Here is a 17,202-nt window from a genome sequence, read left to right as displayed (position 1 = left end):
AAAATGGTTTTATTTACATTTTATGACTTTGAGTTATCGTCAAATTACCATTAACATGCAAATCACGTTGTGGGTATGCTATCACCACATTATTCTCGTTAAATAGTTCATACATTCTAAAGCGAATTTCGCTACGACGGCGGCGGATATCCGTTTCTGACACTGCACTAACCCAGAATATTAAGTCGAAAATCAATGCGTTGTCGCCAAAGTCCTCAAATAAGACAGAAGGTTTAGGTTGCGGCAGAATATCATCCCGTTCAGCAATAACTTGATAAATCAGCTCACGCACTTTAATCACATCCGAACCGTAAGCGACACCAACACGAACAAATGTACGTGCATTTTTATCGATCAAGGTCCAATTAGTTACGGTATTTTCCAGTAACTGACTGTTAGGCACTAGCATGTGCACCCCGTCATTTCGGCGTATCAAGGTTGAGCGAGTATTAATACACTCCACTACTCCACGGGCTTCACCGACTTCTAAAAAATCACCGATACGGATTGGCCGTTCCCACATTAAAATCCAACCACTGATAAAGTTATTGATAATGTTTTGTGCACCAAAACCGACCCCAATGGCTATCGCACCAGACACAAACGCAAATGCCGTTAATGGAATATTTAAAATTTCCATACTGGTAAACACCAGCACCGCAATACTGATAATAAAATACATGCGAGTGAACAAGTGAATGGCATCTGCGCCCACTTTACGACGTTTTAGTGCTTTAACAATCAATCGCCCAACACGAGTGATAATAAACCACGCTAAAAATATGTAGAGAGGCACTTGCAACAGCTGCAATAAGGTGATGTGATGATTATCATAAGTGAATACCACAAACGATAAAGCCGCTAATAACTCATTAAAATCCATATAAACCTCTTATTATTATTGTGTTCATATCATGGTAGTCGTTATATTTTAGTAAAATTCTTGCTCGCCCGGAGGACGAGTTTTAAGTAATTTCAAAAACCACATATATTGCTCTGGATAAGCATTAATGACTTGTTCAACCACTTTGTTTAATGCGATAGCTTCGTTTTCTTTGCCAATCATTTCATCAGGATTCACCGCTGGCATCACTGTCATAATAAATTGTTTAGCTTGTTGATCGTATCCTATTTTAACAGGCATAACTTGTGCATTGCCGGCTTGAGCTAAGCGCCCTACCACGGGTAACGTCGCTTTAACAGTACCCATAAAAGGTGCAAACACACTCTGTTCAGGGCCTAAGTCTTCATCTGGTAAATAGAAAAAACTGTTATCATTTTTTAACTCTGCTAACAATGCTCTGATGCCTGCTTCACGCATATACACGCGACCATTTTGACTGCTGCGCATCCGGTTACTAAACCAATTAAATAACCCATTGCGATGAGCCTTAGCCATAGTCACTAAAGGTATTTCCATGTTAATACGAAGACCTGCGTACTCCATCGGCCATACATGCGGCATGATGAAAATAATCGGCTGCTTAGCATCGCGAGCTGCTTTAACATGCTCAAAACCGTTAAGTTGAATACGTCGTTTAAGGTGCGCGGTAGAACGAATAAGCAGCTCTGCTTGCGATAATAAAGTAATGACAAATGTCTCAACATTTTTTTTGATTAATTCATCGACTTGTTCAGCTGATTTTTCTGGAAAACAATGGGTAATGTTCACCTTTGCTATTCGCAATGGTTTTTTGGCCACTTTCATCACGACTCGAGCCAATAGTCTCGCAATGGGATCTCTTACGCTTGCGGGAAGTACGCCAAATAGAAACAACACAGCGATAGCTAGCCATGTTCCCCAGTAACGAGGATGCAATAGTGATTTATTAAAGCGAGTATCAAAATATTTTGCTTGTCGTGCCAAAAGAAACTCCAAATAAACTGACCGTGACCCACGGTAAAAAATCATATTATAACGAAGGCATTATACTAGTGATTAATGAGTGTGAAACAGAAATTATACCAGACAATAGCAAACGTCTTTGTTGCACAGCTTACTCACACCTACTTTAGAACAGCCTGGGCAAGATGTATCGAATACACTGGTTACCATGCCAATATCAAGCTGATGCAGCAAACGGTGGGTTACATTCACCAAATTCAAAAACAAAAGAGCCACTCAATTAAGAGTGGCTCTTCGTAATACAGATCCGTTCGGATTGGCGTATTAACTAGTGAACTATTTTTTACCCGAGTTTGCCGCTTCGACACGTGATTTTAACTTCTGTCCAGGACGGAAGGTAACAACACGGCGTGCAGAAATCGGAATATCTTCACCAGTTTTCGGGTTCCTTCCCGGTCTTTGATTCTTGTCCCTAAGGTCAAAGTTGCCAAAGCCAGATAACTTGACCTGCTCACCACTTTCGAGTGCTTCACGAATTTCTTCAAAAAAAGACTCAACCATCTCTTTAGCCACACGTTTGTTAATGCCCAATGTTTCAAAAAGATGTTCTGCCATTTCGGCTTTGGTAAGTGCCATACTTTAATCCCTCAACGATGCGTTGAACTCGGTCTTTAGAGCCGATACCACTGATTCCATAGTCTCAGTAATATCTTTATCTTCAAGTGTACGAGTAGTGTCTTGTAACGTAAGTGCGATGGCTAGGCTCTTTTTGCCTGGCTCAACACCTTTACCTTGGTATACATCGAACAAGTTTAAGCCAACCAACTGATTTTCGCCAACTTTTCTTATCAAATTCATAACATCAGTTGCAGAAACTGTTTCATCTACTACTACCGCGATGTCGCGACGATTGGCAGGAAACTTAGATACAGCTTGGGCTAGCGGCAAACGGGCGTGCAATAATGCATCCAGTTCTAACTCAAAAACAATTGTTTTCCCATTGAGTCCAAACGGCTTTTCCAAACTAGGATGGATAGCACCGATGTAACCAATGACTCGATTATTTCGTAATATTTCAGCACATTGACCTGGATGCAGCGCAGGATGTGTTGCCCCTCTAAAGCTAAATTCTGTAGAGGCAACTGTCAAGCCGATTATTGCTTCTAAATCACCTTTTAAATCAAAGAAGTCGACAGTTTTCGATTCCATTGACCAATGTTCTTCGTTTTGAACACCGGAAATAACCGCGCCCAGCATAGCTTGTTGACGAACTCCAGAATCTGCTTGTGCATCAGGAACAAAGCGTAAACCGGTCTCAAATAAACGTACTCTATTTTGCTGACGGCTCTGGTTATAGCCTACTGCGGTCAATAATCCAGTAAACATTGATAAGCGCATTGCTGACATTTCGACAGAAATCGGGTTAGGCAATACCATGGCTTCTTCGCCAGGATGAACAATGTTCTGCATCTTAGGGTCGACAAAGCTGTAGGTCACCGCTTCTTGGAAACCACGAGCCACAAATATACTGCGCACACGTTTTAACGAAATATCCGCTTCTTTGTGATCTGGCATGCTTAACGCCGCTTGAGGGGCGACATTAGGAATGTTGTTGTAGCCGTAAATGCGGGCGACTTCTTCGATTAAATCTTCTTCAATCGCCATATCAAAGCGATAGGTAGCCGTTGTCACATGCCATACATCACCGCTGGTCTGCACGCTAAAACCTAAACGTTCTAGAATTTCAACCACGTCAGAATCTGGAATAAAGTGACCTAAGCTTTTATCTAACTTGCTACGACGCAAAGTGATATTAGCGGCTGCGGGCAAATGCTCAGCAGACACGGCTTCAATCACCTGCCCGGCTTCACCACCACAAATATCTAATACAAGGCGTGTAGCGCGGTCCATAACCTTATGTTGCAACTCAGGGTCTACACCACGTTCAAAACGGTGTGACGCGTCTGTGTGTAAGCCTAAGCGACGAGATTTACCCATAATGGCTAATGGTGCAAAGAAAGCGCACTCTAAAAGAATGTCTTGGGTGTTTTCATTCACACCGGTACTTTCGCCGCCAAACACACCCGCAAGCGCAACCGCTTGTTTATCGTCTGCAATCACTAAGGTATCGCTTGGAACGGTAATTTCGTTGCTATCCAGTAAGGTTAGCTTTTCAACACCATCAGCTAAACGCACGGTAATACCGCCGTTTAAAGCATTTAAATCAAACGCATGCATTGGCTGACCAAATTCGATCAACACATAGTTGGTGATATCAACGATGGGATCGATTGAGCGAATACCACTACGACGCAATTTTTCTTGCATCCATAATGGCGTAGCAGCCTTAACATTGATGTTTTTAACCACACGGCCTAAGTAACGTGGGCACAAATCTGGTGCAACCACATTTATGCTAAACGGCGCGTCGATAGTGGCCGTTACCGCTTCCCAGGAAGGCTCTGTCACTGCTTGGCGATTTAATACACCCACTTCGCGTGCAAGCCCTGCCATGCCTAAACAATCAGCGCGGTTAGCCGTTAAATCAACATCAATAATGGCGTCATCTAATTGCAAGTATTCACGCACATTGACGCCTAAAGGCGCATCTTGTGGTAATTCGATAATGCCATCACTTTCGATGTCCATACCTAACTCGCCATACGAGCACAACATGCCCATTGACGGTTGACCGCGCAACTTGGCTTTTTTAATTTTAAAATCGCCAGGTAATACAGCGCCAACCATCGCTACAGCCACTTTTAAGCCTAAACGGCAGTTTGGTGCTCCACAAACAATGTCAATAAGCTCATCGCCGCCAACATTGATTTTGGTGACGCGTAATTTGTCTGCATCTGGGTGTTGGCCACATTCAACCACTTCACCAATAATAACACCGCTAAAATCGGCAGCTACGGCATCAATACCGTCAACTTCAAGACCGGCCATGGTGATTTGGTGTGATAATGCGTCACGACTTACTGATGGGTTAACCCACTCACGAAGCCAAGATTCACTGAATTTCATCTACTTTTTGCTCCGTTATTTGAATTGCTTAAGAAAACGTAAATCGTTTTCGAAGAAGGCACGTAAATCATTTACGCCATAGCGCAACATGGTTAAACGCTCAACACCCATACCAAATGCAAAACCAGAGTATTTTTCAGGGTCAATACCCACACTGCGCAATACATTTGGATGTACCATGCCACAGCCTAATACTTCTAACCACTTACCGTTTTTTCCCATCACGTCTACTTCGGCTGAAGGTTCTGTAAATGGAAAGTAAGATGGGCGGAAACGTACTTCTAAGTCTTCTTCAAAGAAGTTACGTAAAAAATCATGCAAAATGCCCTTAAGCTCGGCAAAGTTAACGTTTTCAGCAACCATTAACCCTTCAACTTGGTGGAACATTGGCGTGTGAGTTTGGTCGTAATCATTACGATAAACACGGCCTGGAGAAATGATCCGAAGTGGCGGCTTTTCATGTTCCATCGTGCGAATTTGTACGCCCGATGTTTGGGTGCGTAACATCACTTTAGGATTAAAGTAAAAAGTGTCATGATCAGCACGAGCAGGATGATGCTCAGAAATATTTAACGCATCGAAATTATGGAAATCATCTTCGATTTCAGGACCTTGCTTAACAACAAAGCCTAACTCACCAAAGAAGGTTTCAATACGTTCGATAGTACGCGTAACCGGATGTAAACCACCGATATCTAAGGTACGACCGGGTAAAGTCACATCAATATTTTCAGCAATTAATTTGGCTTCTAACTCAGATGCTTTTAATCCGTCAATACGCTCAGTCAACTGCTGTTGAACGGCTTGTTTAGCTTGATTGACTGCGGCACCAAAGGCAGGTTTTTCTTCTGCACTTAATGATCCCATCATTTTCATCATGTCAGTGATTTTACCTTTTTTACCAAGGTAATCGACACGGATATCATCCAATGTCTTTAGATCACTGGCCTTATCAATGACTTCTAAGGCTTGTTCTACGATCTCGGTTAACTGCTGCATGTTATCATCCACTGCATTTTTGCATTTAAATGCGATTGGGCGTCTTGTCGGCTATGCGAGTACACAAAAGTGATAACTCGGTAGTGAGTGACGACGCGGTAGTTTGACGCTTATTATGACAAATAAACCATCAAAACTGGGGTTAAAATAAAAGAGTGAAATTTTACGTTAGCGAGTCTAAATTTACTAGTCATTATTGGTATATTTAATGGCAAATAGTTGTATTTAACTACAATTACCCCTCTTAGTGTGTATCGGTGACGACAAGTAATAAGCTAACAGTCTTGCTAAGCAAAATCGTCGGTCTGCTGATGATGAGAATAGATGAATGTCTATTGAGCTTGCATGCAACAATTTAGTGCCGTTGAACAGTCATCATAAAGGTCGGTTTACGCGGAGAAAACACAATAAAAAAGGCGCATGTTGCGCCTTCTTTATTATTTTTCGTGAATATTTATTCACATATCGACAATATTTACCTATCTAAAATTGAGTGTTGCAGTGTCTTTTTCATCGTCATTATCGACTACCGTCAGTGACACAGCTTTATCGCGACGACTGAAACTAAACGCGATTGGCCCATGTGCTTTTCGACCATTATTAAATAGCCAGTTTTGACGTTTAATAAAACCGTCTTGGTCATAGCTCGTTGAAATAAATAATTTCATAAACCATAAGTTAACCAAGTGTATTTGTGCAGTTGGCGCAATATTAGCCTGTTCAACAAGCACATTTATGGTTTTCACGGTTGTCACAACCTCACCTTTATTGTCAGTAACAGTAAGCTGAACTTGATAATTACCTGATTGCAGATATTGATGTGAAGCCGTTTCTCCATTAGCAACAGTACCATTAACGATAGTACCATCACCAAAATCCCATTCTAATGACGTAATATCACCATCATTATCAACAGAGGTAGACTGAACCTGTAGTTGGCTACCATTGATTTGATGATCAAAACTGGCGATTGGGAGCTCATTTTTCACCTCAAATTGCAGTGAAACAATCACAGGATCATGGTCTGAAGAGCGGAAGCCATCAGCTTGATACAAATCTTGTATCTGAGCAGCAGATTTAAACTCTTGGTTATAATCAAGGATCCTTGGCTCGTCAGCATTGATGTGCCATTCCGTTATGGCTAATACATTATCCAATAACGCTTGGTTTGCTAATGCATGGTCTAATTGGCCTGACTCACCCGAGAACACATAGGAGTATGAATTAACACTGCCAAGATGTTCATTTAATTCGCTATAGCCATGGCTGGCAAGTTGAGTGAGTGGATTTTCTTTGGCATAAGCATTTAAATCACCCATTACCAAGATTTTTTGCTCTGGATACTGCTCCATTAACCATTGCCCAATAGCATCTGTTGCCCGGGTACGGGTTAAATTACAGTTACCTTGGCCATCCAATAAATCAGGATCATTGTTACTGTCGCAACTACTTCCTTTTGATTTTAAATGGTTTACGGCGACAACAATGCTGCCCTCACGGCCATTGAGCATAAATGATTGCGTTAACATCGGACGGTTTTTACCGTCATCAAACAATGCCGCGCCATTTCCATCAACAGGCGAATTAGCTGAAGATAATATTTGAGCATCACCTGTTGGAGTGATTTTATCAGCACGGTAGATCATTCCCACAGCAATTGCATCGGAACCTATTTGTGCCACTGAAGGCACAACATAAGCGTATACCTCCGCTCCCATAGCTTGGTTTAATCCGCTGACTAAGTCGTTAATGGCTGAATCACTACCATAGCCGTCATTTTCAATTTCCATTAAACCAAATACATCAGCGTTAATGGCATGCATTGCACTGATAATTTTCACGCGTTGACGCTCAAATTCAGATAATGTGTCGGCGCCGCGATCAGTCGGAAATCCATTGCCGTTGCCATCACCGTTGAAATAATTAAGCACATTGAAACTGGCGACACGAAGATCTGCGCCAAGCGCTAACTCTGGAGTAGATTGTCGCGGGTTACTTTGCACTACATTGACCACTTGAGTTGGCATCACACGATATTGGCTAAAGCCATAATGCATAATACCCTCGAGCCCGGTAACAGAATCGCCTACCCGCAAGGTATTTGAGGCTGATAACCCAGGAGCTGGATAAGGTATCTGTTCAGGATTTTGGCTGGTTAAGCCATCATCCAACAAAATACTATCTCTGGCATTCGCTTCAGTCACTGCCAGCGCTGCTGCACCAGGTAAAGCAACTTGAGTACCGATAAAATGGCGACTACTGCCTAGTGATACTTCACCATAACGGCCCAAGTTATACACTTCATTGACCACTAGAGATTGATCGAATAATACCCGCATGCCTTCAACACGCTCAAGTTGTTGATTGTCGGCTAACGGCAATGTGACAGTAGCAACCACAGGCAATGGTAGGTTAGTACCACATAACGCAAATTGAGTCACATTAGACAACTGAGTTGTGCCTTGATATTCGGCAACAGAAGCTTGTAAACGAATTCTATCACCGGCATTCACGTCAAGTGATTGATTACCGCTGTAAACAAAAATACCTTCTGAGGTGTTAATGTCAGCATCGACTTCGCTGTCGGCCATTTGGATAAATATACCCTTTAGCCCAGCTTGTTGATTACTCGTCACAATCGCTTCAACCACCACTTCTGAACCCACTATAGGGCTTGTGTCATCCATCCCTTGAATGTCATGGATTGCGACTGCGCTTTGTGAACAGACAAATTCTATTGGCTCAGTTGGATCTACTGGGTCTACCGGATCTGTTGGACCTGAATCATTACCCGCGAAAACACCTAAATCGCTGATGTCATCTTGAGCAAAACCTTGCCAGCCAGTAAATGTGACTTCGTCGTCAATGATGGTATCGGCAATTAATTGAGTGGCGTCACGACGAAGAGTATTGTTTTGGGTCGATAAATCACCTGCTCCCCATTGTGAACCGGGGTCTGTACCCACTTGTCCTAAAGAGTCGATCACTACGCTATTGTGACTGAGTACAATGGCATCATCACCATTAAAAAAGCTCGCTGTACTCGTCTGTTGAGCAAGCGCAAGGATCTCTGCAGATGCATCATTATCGGCAATAACAAACGTTGAGTTGGCTGCAATATTACCATCCAATGTAATATTGGTTGCCGCTGCGGTATTGCCATTAAAATAAAATGACAACACATAATTACTCAAATCTATCGCTGTCGAACTTGGATTGTACAATTCAATTGCTTTGTTATTACTGCTGCCTTCTATGTACTCTGAAATAAGCACATCTTGAGCAGCAACATTGAATACCATTAAAGATGATATCGATATCGCGAGCAACGACTTTTGAACTAACATAGTGAACCCCTATTCATTATCCATAAATCCAATGAGTTAATTTAACTATTCAATTGATATTTTATTGCTTGGTATAACCTCAGCTTGGAATAACCGTTGTAATAAACAGATAAAGATCCGTTTATGTTCAAATCATCAATATCAAGCTTGCCATTGTTTTGCTAACAAACCGTATTGACGAATCAATAGTGTGCGAGTTGTAAGTTGATACAACAGCGATAGCGAAATAAGCGCATGTTTGATAAGCATTTATGATCCCGCGTTGAGGCTACATAGCTCAATCAGCGCTTACTATAACGATTACGGATGACAATAAGGTTGCAAAGATGTTGCAGTGAATACAAAAGTAATTTCAGTCAACAACCGCGCCTAACTACCGCTTATTCACACACCTCTTTCTACGATCTTTTTTGGTTACCTAGGCGTGAAAAACAGCCAAAAAAATACCGCTCATATTGAGCGGTATTGTTAGCTGATGTTATTGAACGATGTTATTGACCAGCGTTATTGACCGATGTTATTGACCGATAATAAGCAATTAATGCTTTTTAGATACATCAACCATATAGTGACCTTGTAACCAATTTCGGCCAATTAATAATTTATAACCCATTTTGGTACGGTCTTTAAGATTCACATCGACTATAAATTCATGACGAGGCTCACCAACACTTAACCTCACCATGTAACGCCTTTCTGTACCTTGTGCATTACGAATTAACGATGTGCCCCGAATTTTGGTGCGAACATCAGCTTTTTCGCCTTTTTCATTCGCTGTGGTGAACGTAATCATCTTACCGATGTTATTTTCAATGTTCACTTTGTCTTCATTCTCGACTCGAATATTAACTGCATGTAATGAGTTTTCAACGGCGCCGGTATCGATACGCGTATTATACATTAAGCCAGTTTGCTTAATGCTCAGCTCTGCTAAAGGACCAATGGTCTTTTTGTCAGAAACATCCACAATGTAGTTATGTTTTAAAAAGTTACGCCCAATAAGTAATTTGTAATTCATGTGGCTACGATCGCGTAAATTAACATGAATATTATGCAATTGATCAGGAAAACCTATATCAAGCTTCACCATGTAACGAGTTTCAATACCTTGAGAGTTTTTCACCCTTGAAGTACTGACAATTTCGGCTTGAATGCGTTTTTTCTCACCACGTTCATTTTCAGTAGTGAATTCAACAACTTTACCAACATTGCTTTTCATTTTTTTGGATGCACCGCCAAGGATTTCTAAATTGACAGCGTGCAGTGAAGTGTTCACGGCACCTGTATCAATGCGAGCATTATATTGTAGTCCTGACTTAGCGACGGTCATGGTTTCAACTTGACTTAAAACGGTTTTATCATTCGCAAAAACAGATATAGAAAGCAAACACAGCAGAGTCGAAATCACAATTCTTTTAAACATGATCAATCCCAAAAAATCCACAAATCGCTTTAGTAGCGGCCAGTTTTATGTACGTTTATTGCAATAAATGATCAACTTCTTGATCGAATAAATTTTTAATCAGTCCTGAAAACTCAGTAATAAAAATGCTTTGTTCGGGGGTGGCTTGTTGATTGGCTACAGAGGCTAAAATCTCTTCTAAGTCATATACAATTGCGTCAATTTCGCGAATTACCATATTACGTTGTGCAAATGATAATTGCGGGTTTTGCCCACATACCATAATGATCTGAGCAGATAACTGCTCTTCAAACAATTCCATGACAGTTTCCGTTGCAGCGGCATTACTCTCAGACGACTCAAATAGCCCTAAATGTTCAGTTAAATACTGAATTAAATGCATGTATCCGTCTTTGTCAGTAACCATTTCATACCACCTTTCTTAAAAACGACTTAACAGGAAATGGCTCTCAACCTGATGATTGAAAACCATTAATAACCACATATAACTATTGCGCTAAGGTTAGCACAAATGACACTGGCACCGCTAAGCTGATACTCGGCAATCCCGCCATTTCTTTAAGTTTTTCGACACCGGACACTAAACCAAATTCACTTGCTTGAACAATCACTGGCGCTAAACTTGAAATCACCATTTTCTTATCCGACAATTTAGCGACTAACACATCAAAGCTCTTCTGTTGTTTCTGACCATGTAGCTTAATGGTTGCTTCAACTTGCGTCGTTAGCGTGTCACCGACTTTTAATCCGGCTAGCAATTTAGGGTTAACCACTGCATCCAAGGTTAACTTAGGAAACTGTGCCACTTCAAATAACACTGCTTGCATTCGTTGATCACGAATTTCTATTCCGGTATCAACACTGGTTAAATCAATCGATAAAGAAAATGCACCAGCATCCGTTAATGAACCTGCAACTTGTTTAAAATGATGCACTTCAGCAACATCGGCTTTCTTAATCGAAATGAAGCTCACCCGAGAATGATCTTGATTGACTTGCCAATCGCCTGCCATCACTGATGTACTCAGCAAGCTCGCGGCTAATAATGGTAACCATTTTTTCATCGTAAAGTCCTTTGTATAGAAAGTAAGATTAACAATAAATAAGTATAGAGTAATCTTTGGTTATATCTTGCTGGGGATCAATCTAGCCAGCCATTTGTCTAACGCTTGTGCAAAAGCATGTTTATCCGTTTGCGAAAAACTGTTCGGACCACCAGTATGGATGCCACTGCTGCGCATTTCTTCCATAAAATCGCGCATCGTCAGAATCTGTTTAATATTTTCAGCTGTATACACCGTACCACGAGGGTTTAATACTAGTGCGCCTTTATCAACCGCATCAGATGCCAGAGGAATATCAGCAGTGACGACTAAGTCCCCTTTGACGACTTGTTCCACAATGTAGTTATCTGCTTCATCAAAACCCGAACTCACCCGTATCATGCTAACTAAGGGCGAAATAGGCACTTTAATCATTTGATTGGCCACTAACACTAATCGAACCGATTTACGCTCAGATGCCCTAAACAACATTTCTTTAACTGGGTTGGGGCAAGCATCAGCATCAACCCAGATTTTATTGGTTATCACCGCAAAATGCTCCACTTCATTAACACTCATTAAGGTGCCAACCGATCAATATTCCAATCCGCATCGGTTTTAGTGTAAATAAATCGGTCGTGTAACCGATGTTCACCACCCTGCCAAAACTCAATGCTAGCTGGTCGCACTAAATATCCACCCCAAAACTTAGGTAGTGGAACCTCACCTTGGGCAAATTTAGCTTTCATTTCAGCAAATTTACCTTCTAACGCCTGTCGTGCGCTAATCTTGCTTGATTGTTTAGATACCCAGGCAGCAATTTGGCTGTCTTTTGGTCTAGACATAAAATATTTCGCAACATCCAACATCGATAATGGTTCAGCTTGCCCTAATACAGCCACTTGACGTTCAAGTGGATGCCAAGGAAACAGTAAACTGACTTTACTGTTAATCGCAATTTGTTTTGCTTTGCGGCTTTCTAAATTAGTAAAAAACACAAAACCGTTATCATCAAACTTTTTTAATAACACAATACGTTGAAATGGCTGGCCATCTTCGTCTACCGTCGCGACACACATGGCCGTTGGGTCAGTAAGTTGGGCATCTTTTGCCTGTTGCATCCATTGTTCGAATAGATCCATTGGGTTAACAGGCAAATTCGCTCGTCTTAATCCGCCTTGGGTATATTCACGGCGAATATCACTTAAATCACTCATATTGGTTCCTCATTAAACCTTGCTGGACCTATTCTACGCTGAGCAGACACAAAAAAGCCAACGTCAACTCGTTGGCTAATGTGTTTAATTACAAAGTTGAAATTACTTTTTAATTAAGCCTTTACCTTCAGCCCACACCTGTAGCATTTCAAGGCCCAGTGTTGCTGCAGCTAGCGGGGTAACATCTGTATAATCATAAAAGAGTGCTAGTTCTACAACATCCATGCCGACAATATTTAAACCACGTAAGCCACGAATGATCTCGCTAGTGAACTTACCACAAACGGGCGTAGCTGTAGCGGTTGCAAAAGCTGGGTCTAAACATAAACAGTCAATGTCGAATGTCGAATGCGACGTATAACGGCATATCGCCAACACGCATAATTAAGTGTTCAACCATTTGTTGAGCCGTTAAGTTATTGGCGAATCACTTCAAAGCCATGACCTTTTTTGTGCTATTCAGTACAAATAGCAATTTGCATTGAATGCTCAACATCAATAAACCCCTCACGCAGTGCATAGTAAAACATTGTCCCGTAGTCGTACCGTACTTACTGCCTTGGCGGTATCTGTGTGGGCATCAAAAGGTAAACCAATAACAACGTCTGCGTCAGACTCTGCGGGTTTGAAATCAAGCGGTTGGCGTAAATAGCCACATGGGTTTGAATAATACGAATAATCAAATTTTTCTACGAAAGTAGTTATAAACGACCAAAAGATGGCAACTGTTGATAATTATAATAGTGTAGGGCTCAGCAGTTCTGAGCAATCTTGCTGATAGTGGTTAAAGTGTATAGTGAAACCTTGCTCGATTGGCATCGCGCAATGGCTTAAACACAAATAATTTAAAAAGGGTTTATTGGCAATATGACTATTAAAGCCAATAATGTCACAGCTACTAGGCTGCAATAATCTTACCAGTTCAGCAAAAACATCAACCGGCGTTGAGCTAAGATCAATGTTAGTTTCAACACTCACATAAGAGCTATTTTCTTGAGGTGTAATGTGTATTGTAAAATATTCAGCACCGCGAATACCGTTTATTGAATAACCTAACGGACTGAATAAATACTGATCAATATTAAAACCATTAAATAATTGTTCCAGTTGCAGCATCTGACTAATTTGAATAGTTGATTGCTGCTCACCACGTAAATAATCAGCTACTGCACCAGAAATATGGTACATCAGCAGCTCATTGGTGGTATCGAGCTGGTTAGCTTGATAGTCTTTGTTGGTCGAAAATATATAATGATGATGGCTATCTAAATGACCCATTCGATAGGCCTGCCCAGCAATAAACTGCCTTAATCTAAACACATCATCGGTAAAGGAAGTTGCTTGTAAATGGGCATAGTATTCATTTTTGCGTTGATAACAAATGTACGCAATCGCCTGTTCACTTAAATGATCAATGCAGTAGCATGCAGATTCTACCAACGTGCTAGCCCCGCAAGTGAGCATAACGATACGATCATCCCAAACAAATAAACTCGATTCACTCAGCAAATAAGCATCACAATATTCATTACTTATGGAAGATAAAATGTCTGCATTTGAGGCAGCAACGAGCCCCAGCCAAAATGTTCGATCTAAGGATCGTAATTTAGGCGCTGATTCATTAACAATAATCTCTAACTTTTTCTCTGAACCTTCAAAAAACATGTGTAACTACTCAGCACTTATTCTAATTAGAGACGTTTGTATAAAAATGTAATGTCTCATGGTTAAGCCATATATGCGCAGTAAAAAGCGAAAAAAGCGTAGTTTAGCGGTTTAAATGAGCATTTCCCAACGATAAAATAGGCTTAAATAAAACTGCCTGAATAATTACAAATATGTTAGCAACTTAAAAGCCTAGCGACCTGAGATCGCTAGGCTTTTTAATAATAAGCTAACATCACTTAGTCGATAAGATTAAAAATCTTCTAAGTAAGTGTAACCCTTAAGCCCTAACTGTAACTCTTCTAGAATACTGGCACGCTCTTCTTCAACAATATGCTGATTTACAAGCTCTTCATAAGTGCGCATAAAGTCAACCGCATCTAAGTTTACATAACGTAAAACGTCAGCTACCGTATCGCCTTCTAAAACAGATTCAATCTGGCTTAATCCACGCTCATCAATGCGTACAACAGCAGAGTTAGTATCACCAAACAAGTTATGCATATCACCCAAAATTTCTTGGTATGCACCCACCATAAAGAAACCAATCAAATATGGGCTATCGGCACTCCATGCTGGGACTGGCAATGTGGTTTCAATTCCCTGACCGTCTACGTATTGGTCAACAATACCGTCAGAGTCACAGGTAATATCTAACATAACCGCACGGCGCTCAGGTGCTTTATCTAAACCCGATAACGGCAACACTGGGAACACTTGATCAATACCCCATGCATCAGGTAATGACTGGAATAAAGAGAAGTTAACGAAAAACTTATCAGCTAACTTTTCATTTAATTCGTCAATCACTGGACGGTGATAGCGGTTATTGTTGCTTAATAGTCCCTTCACTTCATGGCAAACACGTAAATTAGCTTGTTCTGCCCAAGCTCGGTCAGCCAAACTTAATTGACCCACAGCAAACAATGAGTGTGCTTCAGAAATATCACTTTGACTATCATGGTAAATTTCAATAATTGCACGTTGATCATATCGACCGCTGATTTCTAACCAAGATTGCCACATATTGTGGAGCAATTGCGGCGCCTCTTCACTTGGTTCCTGAATATTTTCTGGTTGATACGCTTCAGTACCAATAACATCAGTAATTAACACCGCATGATGCGCCGTTAAATGGCGACCAGATTCAGAAATAATACGCGGCATTGGTTGCTCGTACTCATTACATAAATCGGTTAATACGTTGACGATATTGTTAGCATACTCATTTAAACCATAGTTCATTGAGTTATTGCTCTGGCTACGAGTACCGTCGTAGTCAACCGCTAACCCGCCGCCCACATCGAAACAATCAATGCTGGCACCAAGTTGGCGCAATTCACAGTAAAAACGGCCAGCTTCACTTACGCCTTGGCGAATGTCGCGAATATTGGCAATTTGCGAACCTAAATGGAAGTGCAATAGCTGCAGAGAATCAAGCATATTAGCACTTTTCAATTCAGCTATAACTTTCAACACTTGTGCTGCAGACAAACCAAATTTAGACTTTTCACCACCGCTGGCTTGCCATTTGCCTTTGCCCTGGAAAGCCAAACGAACACGTAAACCTAAACGAGGTGTAATACCAAGCTTTTCAGCTTCAATTAATACCATTTTAAGTTCTGACATTTTTTCCAGAACGATATACACCTTATGGCCAAGCTTTTCGCCGATAAGTGCTAAACGAATGTATTCTTTATCTTTGTAACCATTACATACAATGACTGAACTGGCTTTTTGTGCCATGGCAAGTACAGCCATTAACTCTGGCTTACTACCGGCTTCAAGTCCTAACTGAGGGACTTCTTTAGATTTTTGGCTAGCTAAAATTTCTTCAACTACCGTTTTCTGTTGGTTTACTTTAATTGGGTAAACTAACAAGTAATCATTTTGATAATCGTACTTCTTAATTGCATCGTTAAATGCTTCGCATAAACTTTCCACTCTATGGTGTAAGATTTGCGGGAAACGGACTAATACCGGTAACGAGACGCCTGCTTCGACCATACTTTTGGCTAGTTCATTTAAGCCGACTTTATGATCAGGATTTTGTGGGTTAGGTGACACTGTCACTTCGCCATCTTCACGAATACCATAAAAACCTTGGCTCCAGTGAGTCACGTTATAACCCGAGCGAGCATCTTCGATAGACCAATCAGACATAATTATTTTCCGTATTTGTATCAAAGTTAGCAGTTGACCAAAAGTGGCTTCTGCTTGTTAAAAATCCAGATAACACAACAATGCTATCCAAGAAATAAAATGGTTTATTCAGCACTATGATTATGGCTGTAAAACCTGTGACAGACAAAATGAAGGCCCTATATATTGGCTCGAGATCATATCGTCATTGTTATCATGTTTCGCATCTGCTTATATAGAACATCTTACGCAGAAATCCACAAAGCATGCAAATTTTGGCTGCTGAACATCAGTTCGCTGCTGTAACAAGTATTTTACTGATTACGCCTGCAGTTAGTTCACTTTTTAATTGCTAACCAACCACATTTTTAGCCTTTATAAAAACGGCGCAATTAAAACCTGCTATGCGGTGTAATGCAAGTTAATTACCGATTAATTACTATAAAAAATCATCTACAATTGTTGTCATAAACCTCAACAAACAAGGCGATAA

14 protein-coding genes are annotated in these 17,202 nt (G+C 40.9%); all 14 read right to left on the bottom strand.

From position 1 onward, the window contains the following. Positions 1–13: 13 nt before the first annotated feature. The 14 genes from CXF88_RS14915 to speA all read right to left on the bottom strand — a co-directional run bounded on the left by CXF88_RS14915 (position 14) and on the right by speA (position 16,730). Positions 14–883, bottom strand: a complete 870-nt coding sequence (locus CXF88_RS14915; RefSeq protein ID WP_101087556.1) for a mechanosensitive ion channel domain-containing protein — start codon at positions 881–883, stop codon at positions 14–16. A 48-nt stretch (positions 884–931) separates the two neighbouring features. After that, a complete protein-coding gene (gene lpxM, locus CXF88_RS14910) occupies positions 932–1,867 on the bottom strand; it encodes a lauroyl-Kdo(2)-lipid IV(A) myristoyltransferase (RefSeq protein WP_101087555.1) in 936 nt (311 codons plus the stop codon). 315 nt (positions 1,868–2,182) lie between these two features. Then, the gene (gene ihfA, locus CXF88_RS14905; protein WP_011637176.1) at positions 2,183–2,482 is read right to left on the bottom strand and encodes an integration host factor subunit alpha; all 300 of its coding nucleotides are present in this window, start codon (positions 2,480–2,482) and stop codon (positions 2,183–2,185) included. 3 nt (positions 2,483–2,485) lie between these two features. Next, positions 2,486–4,873: a phenylalanine--tRNA ligase subunit beta gene (gene pheT / locus CXF88_RS14900; protein WP_101087554.1), complete on the bottom strand. Its 2,388-nt coding sequence runs from the start codon at positions 4,871–4,873 to the stop codon at positions 2,486–2,488. A gap of 15 nt (positions 4,874–4,888) precedes the next feature. Further along, positions 4,889–5,872: a phenylalanine--tRNA ligase subunit alpha gene (gene pheS, locus CXF88_RS14895; RefSeq protein WP_059745381.1), complete on the bottom strand. Its 984-nt coding sequence runs from the start codon at positions 5,870–5,872 to the stop codon at positions 4,889–4,891. Positions 5,873–6,351: 479 nt separating this feature from the next. Beyond that, a complete protein-coding gene (locus CXF88_RS14890; protein WP_101087553.1) occupies positions 6,352–9,219 on the bottom strand; it encodes an ExeM/NucH family extracellular endonuclease in 2,868 nt (955 codons plus the stop codon). A gap of 538 nt (positions 9,220–9,757) precedes the next feature. Next, positions 9,758–10,642 carry a RimK/LysX family protein gene (locus CXF88_RS14885; protein WP_101087552.1) on the bottom strand — a complete coding sequence of 295 codons (885 nt, stop codon included), beginning with the start codon at positions 10,640–10,642 and terminating at the stop codon, positions 9,758–9,760. A gap of 55 nt (positions 10,643–10,697) precedes the next feature. Further along, positions 10,698–11,048 (bottom strand): DUF3802 family protein, encoded by a 351-nt coding sequence (locus CXF88_RS14880; RefSeq protein ID WP_101087551.1) that lies wholly within the window; start codon positions 11,046–11,048, stop codon positions 10,698–10,700. An 82-nt stretch (positions 11,049–11,130) separates the two neighbouring features. Further along, positions 11,131–11,706 (bottom strand): YceI family protein, encoded by a 576-nt coding sequence (locus CXF88_RS14875; protein ID WP_101087550.1) that lies wholly within the window; start codon positions 11,704–11,706, stop codon positions 11,131–11,133. 60 nt (positions 11,707–11,766) lie between these two features. After that, the gene (locus CXF88_RS14870; protein WP_162024328.1) at positions 11,767–12,234 is read right to left on the bottom strand and encodes a YaiI/YqxD family protein; all 468 of its coding nucleotides are present in this window, start codon (positions 12,232–12,234) and stop codon (positions 11,767–11,769) included. 29 nt (positions 12,235–12,263) lie between these two features. Next, positions 12,264–12,902, bottom strand: coding sequence for a pyridoxamine 5'-phosphate oxidase (gene pdxH / locus CXF88_RS14865; RefSeq protein ID WP_101087548.1), 639 nt, complete (start codon positions 12,900–12,902; stop codon positions 12,264–12,266). A 102-nt stretch (positions 12,903–13,004) separates the two neighbouring features. Then, complete coding sequence (locus tag CXF88_RS22220; protein WP_347400441.1) at positions 13,005–13,280, bottom strand: arginase family protein; 276 nt, start codon at positions 13,278–13,280, stop codon at positions 13,005–13,007. A 357-nt stretch (positions 13,281–13,637) separates the two neighbouring features. After that, on the bottom strand, positions 13,638–14,567 hold the full coding sequence (locus tag CXF88_RS14855) for an adenosylmethionine decarboxylase (RefSeq protein WP_101087547.1): 930 nt from the start codon (positions 14,565–14,567) through the stop codon (positions 13,638–13,640). A gap of 252 nt (positions 14,568–14,819) precedes the next feature. Then, complete coding sequence (speA, locus tag CXF88_RS14850; RefSeq protein WP_101087546.1) at positions 14,820–16,730, bottom strand: biosynthetic arginine decarboxylase; 1,911 nt, start codon at positions 16,728–16,730, stop codon at positions 14,820–14,822. Positions 16,731–17,202: the final 472 nt, after the last annotated feature.

This window comes from Shewanella sp. ALD9 (assembly GCF_002836315.1).
Taxonomy (GTDB): Bacteria; Pseudomonadota; Gammaproteobacteria; order Enterobacterales; family Shewanellaceae; genus Shewanella.
The sequence above is the reverse complement of the archived record's forward strand: the minus strand, read 5'-3'. Positions and strand labels throughout refer to the sequence as shown.

Excerpts from the sequence above, each read along its gene's own strand:
- CXF88_RS14915 (WP_101087556.1), bottom strand. The coding sequence starts at position 883 with ATGGATTTTAATGAGTTATTAGCGGCTTTATCGTTTGTGGTATTCACT.
- ihfA (WP_011637176.1), bottom strand. The coding sequence starts at position 2,482 with ATGGCACTTACCAAAGCCGAAATGGCAGAACATCTTTTTGAAACATTG.
- pheT (WP_101087554.1), bottom strand. The coding sequence starts at position 4,873 with ATGAAATTCAGTGAATCTTGGCTTCGTGAGTGGGTTAACCCATCAGTA.
- pheS (WP_059745381.1), bottom strand. The coding sequence starts at position 5,872 with ATGCAGCAGTTAACCGAGATCGTAGAACAAGCCTTAGAAGTCATTGAT.
- CXF88_RS14890 (WP_101087553.1), bottom strand. The coding sequence starts at position 9,219 with ATGTTAGTTCAAAAGTCGTTGCTCGCGATATCGATATCATCTTTAATG.
- CXF88_RS14885 (WP_101087552.1), bottom strand. The coding sequence starts at position 10,642 with ATGTTTAAAAGAATTGTGATTTCGACTCTGCTGTGTTTGCTTTCTATA.
- CXF88_RS14880 (WP_101087551.1), bottom strand. The coding sequence starts at position 11,048 with ATGGTTACTGACAAAGACGGATACATGCATTTAATTCAGTATTTAACT.
- CXF88_RS14875 (WP_101087550.1), bottom strand. The coding sequence starts at position 11,706 with ATGAAAAAATGGTTACCATTATTAGCCGCGAGCTTGCTGAGTACATCA.
- pdxH (WP_101087548.1), bottom strand. The coding sequence starts at position 12,902 with ATGAGTGATTTAAGTGATATTCGCCGTGAATATACCCAAGGCGGATTA.
- CXF88_RS14855 (WP_101087547.1), bottom strand. The coding sequence starts at position 14,567 with ATGTTTTTTGAAGGTTCAGAGAAAAAGTTAGAGATTATTGTTAATGAA.
- speA (WP_101087546.1), bottom strand. The coding sequence starts at position 16,730 with ATGTCTGATTGGTCTATCGAAGATGCTCGCTCGGGTTATAACGTGACT.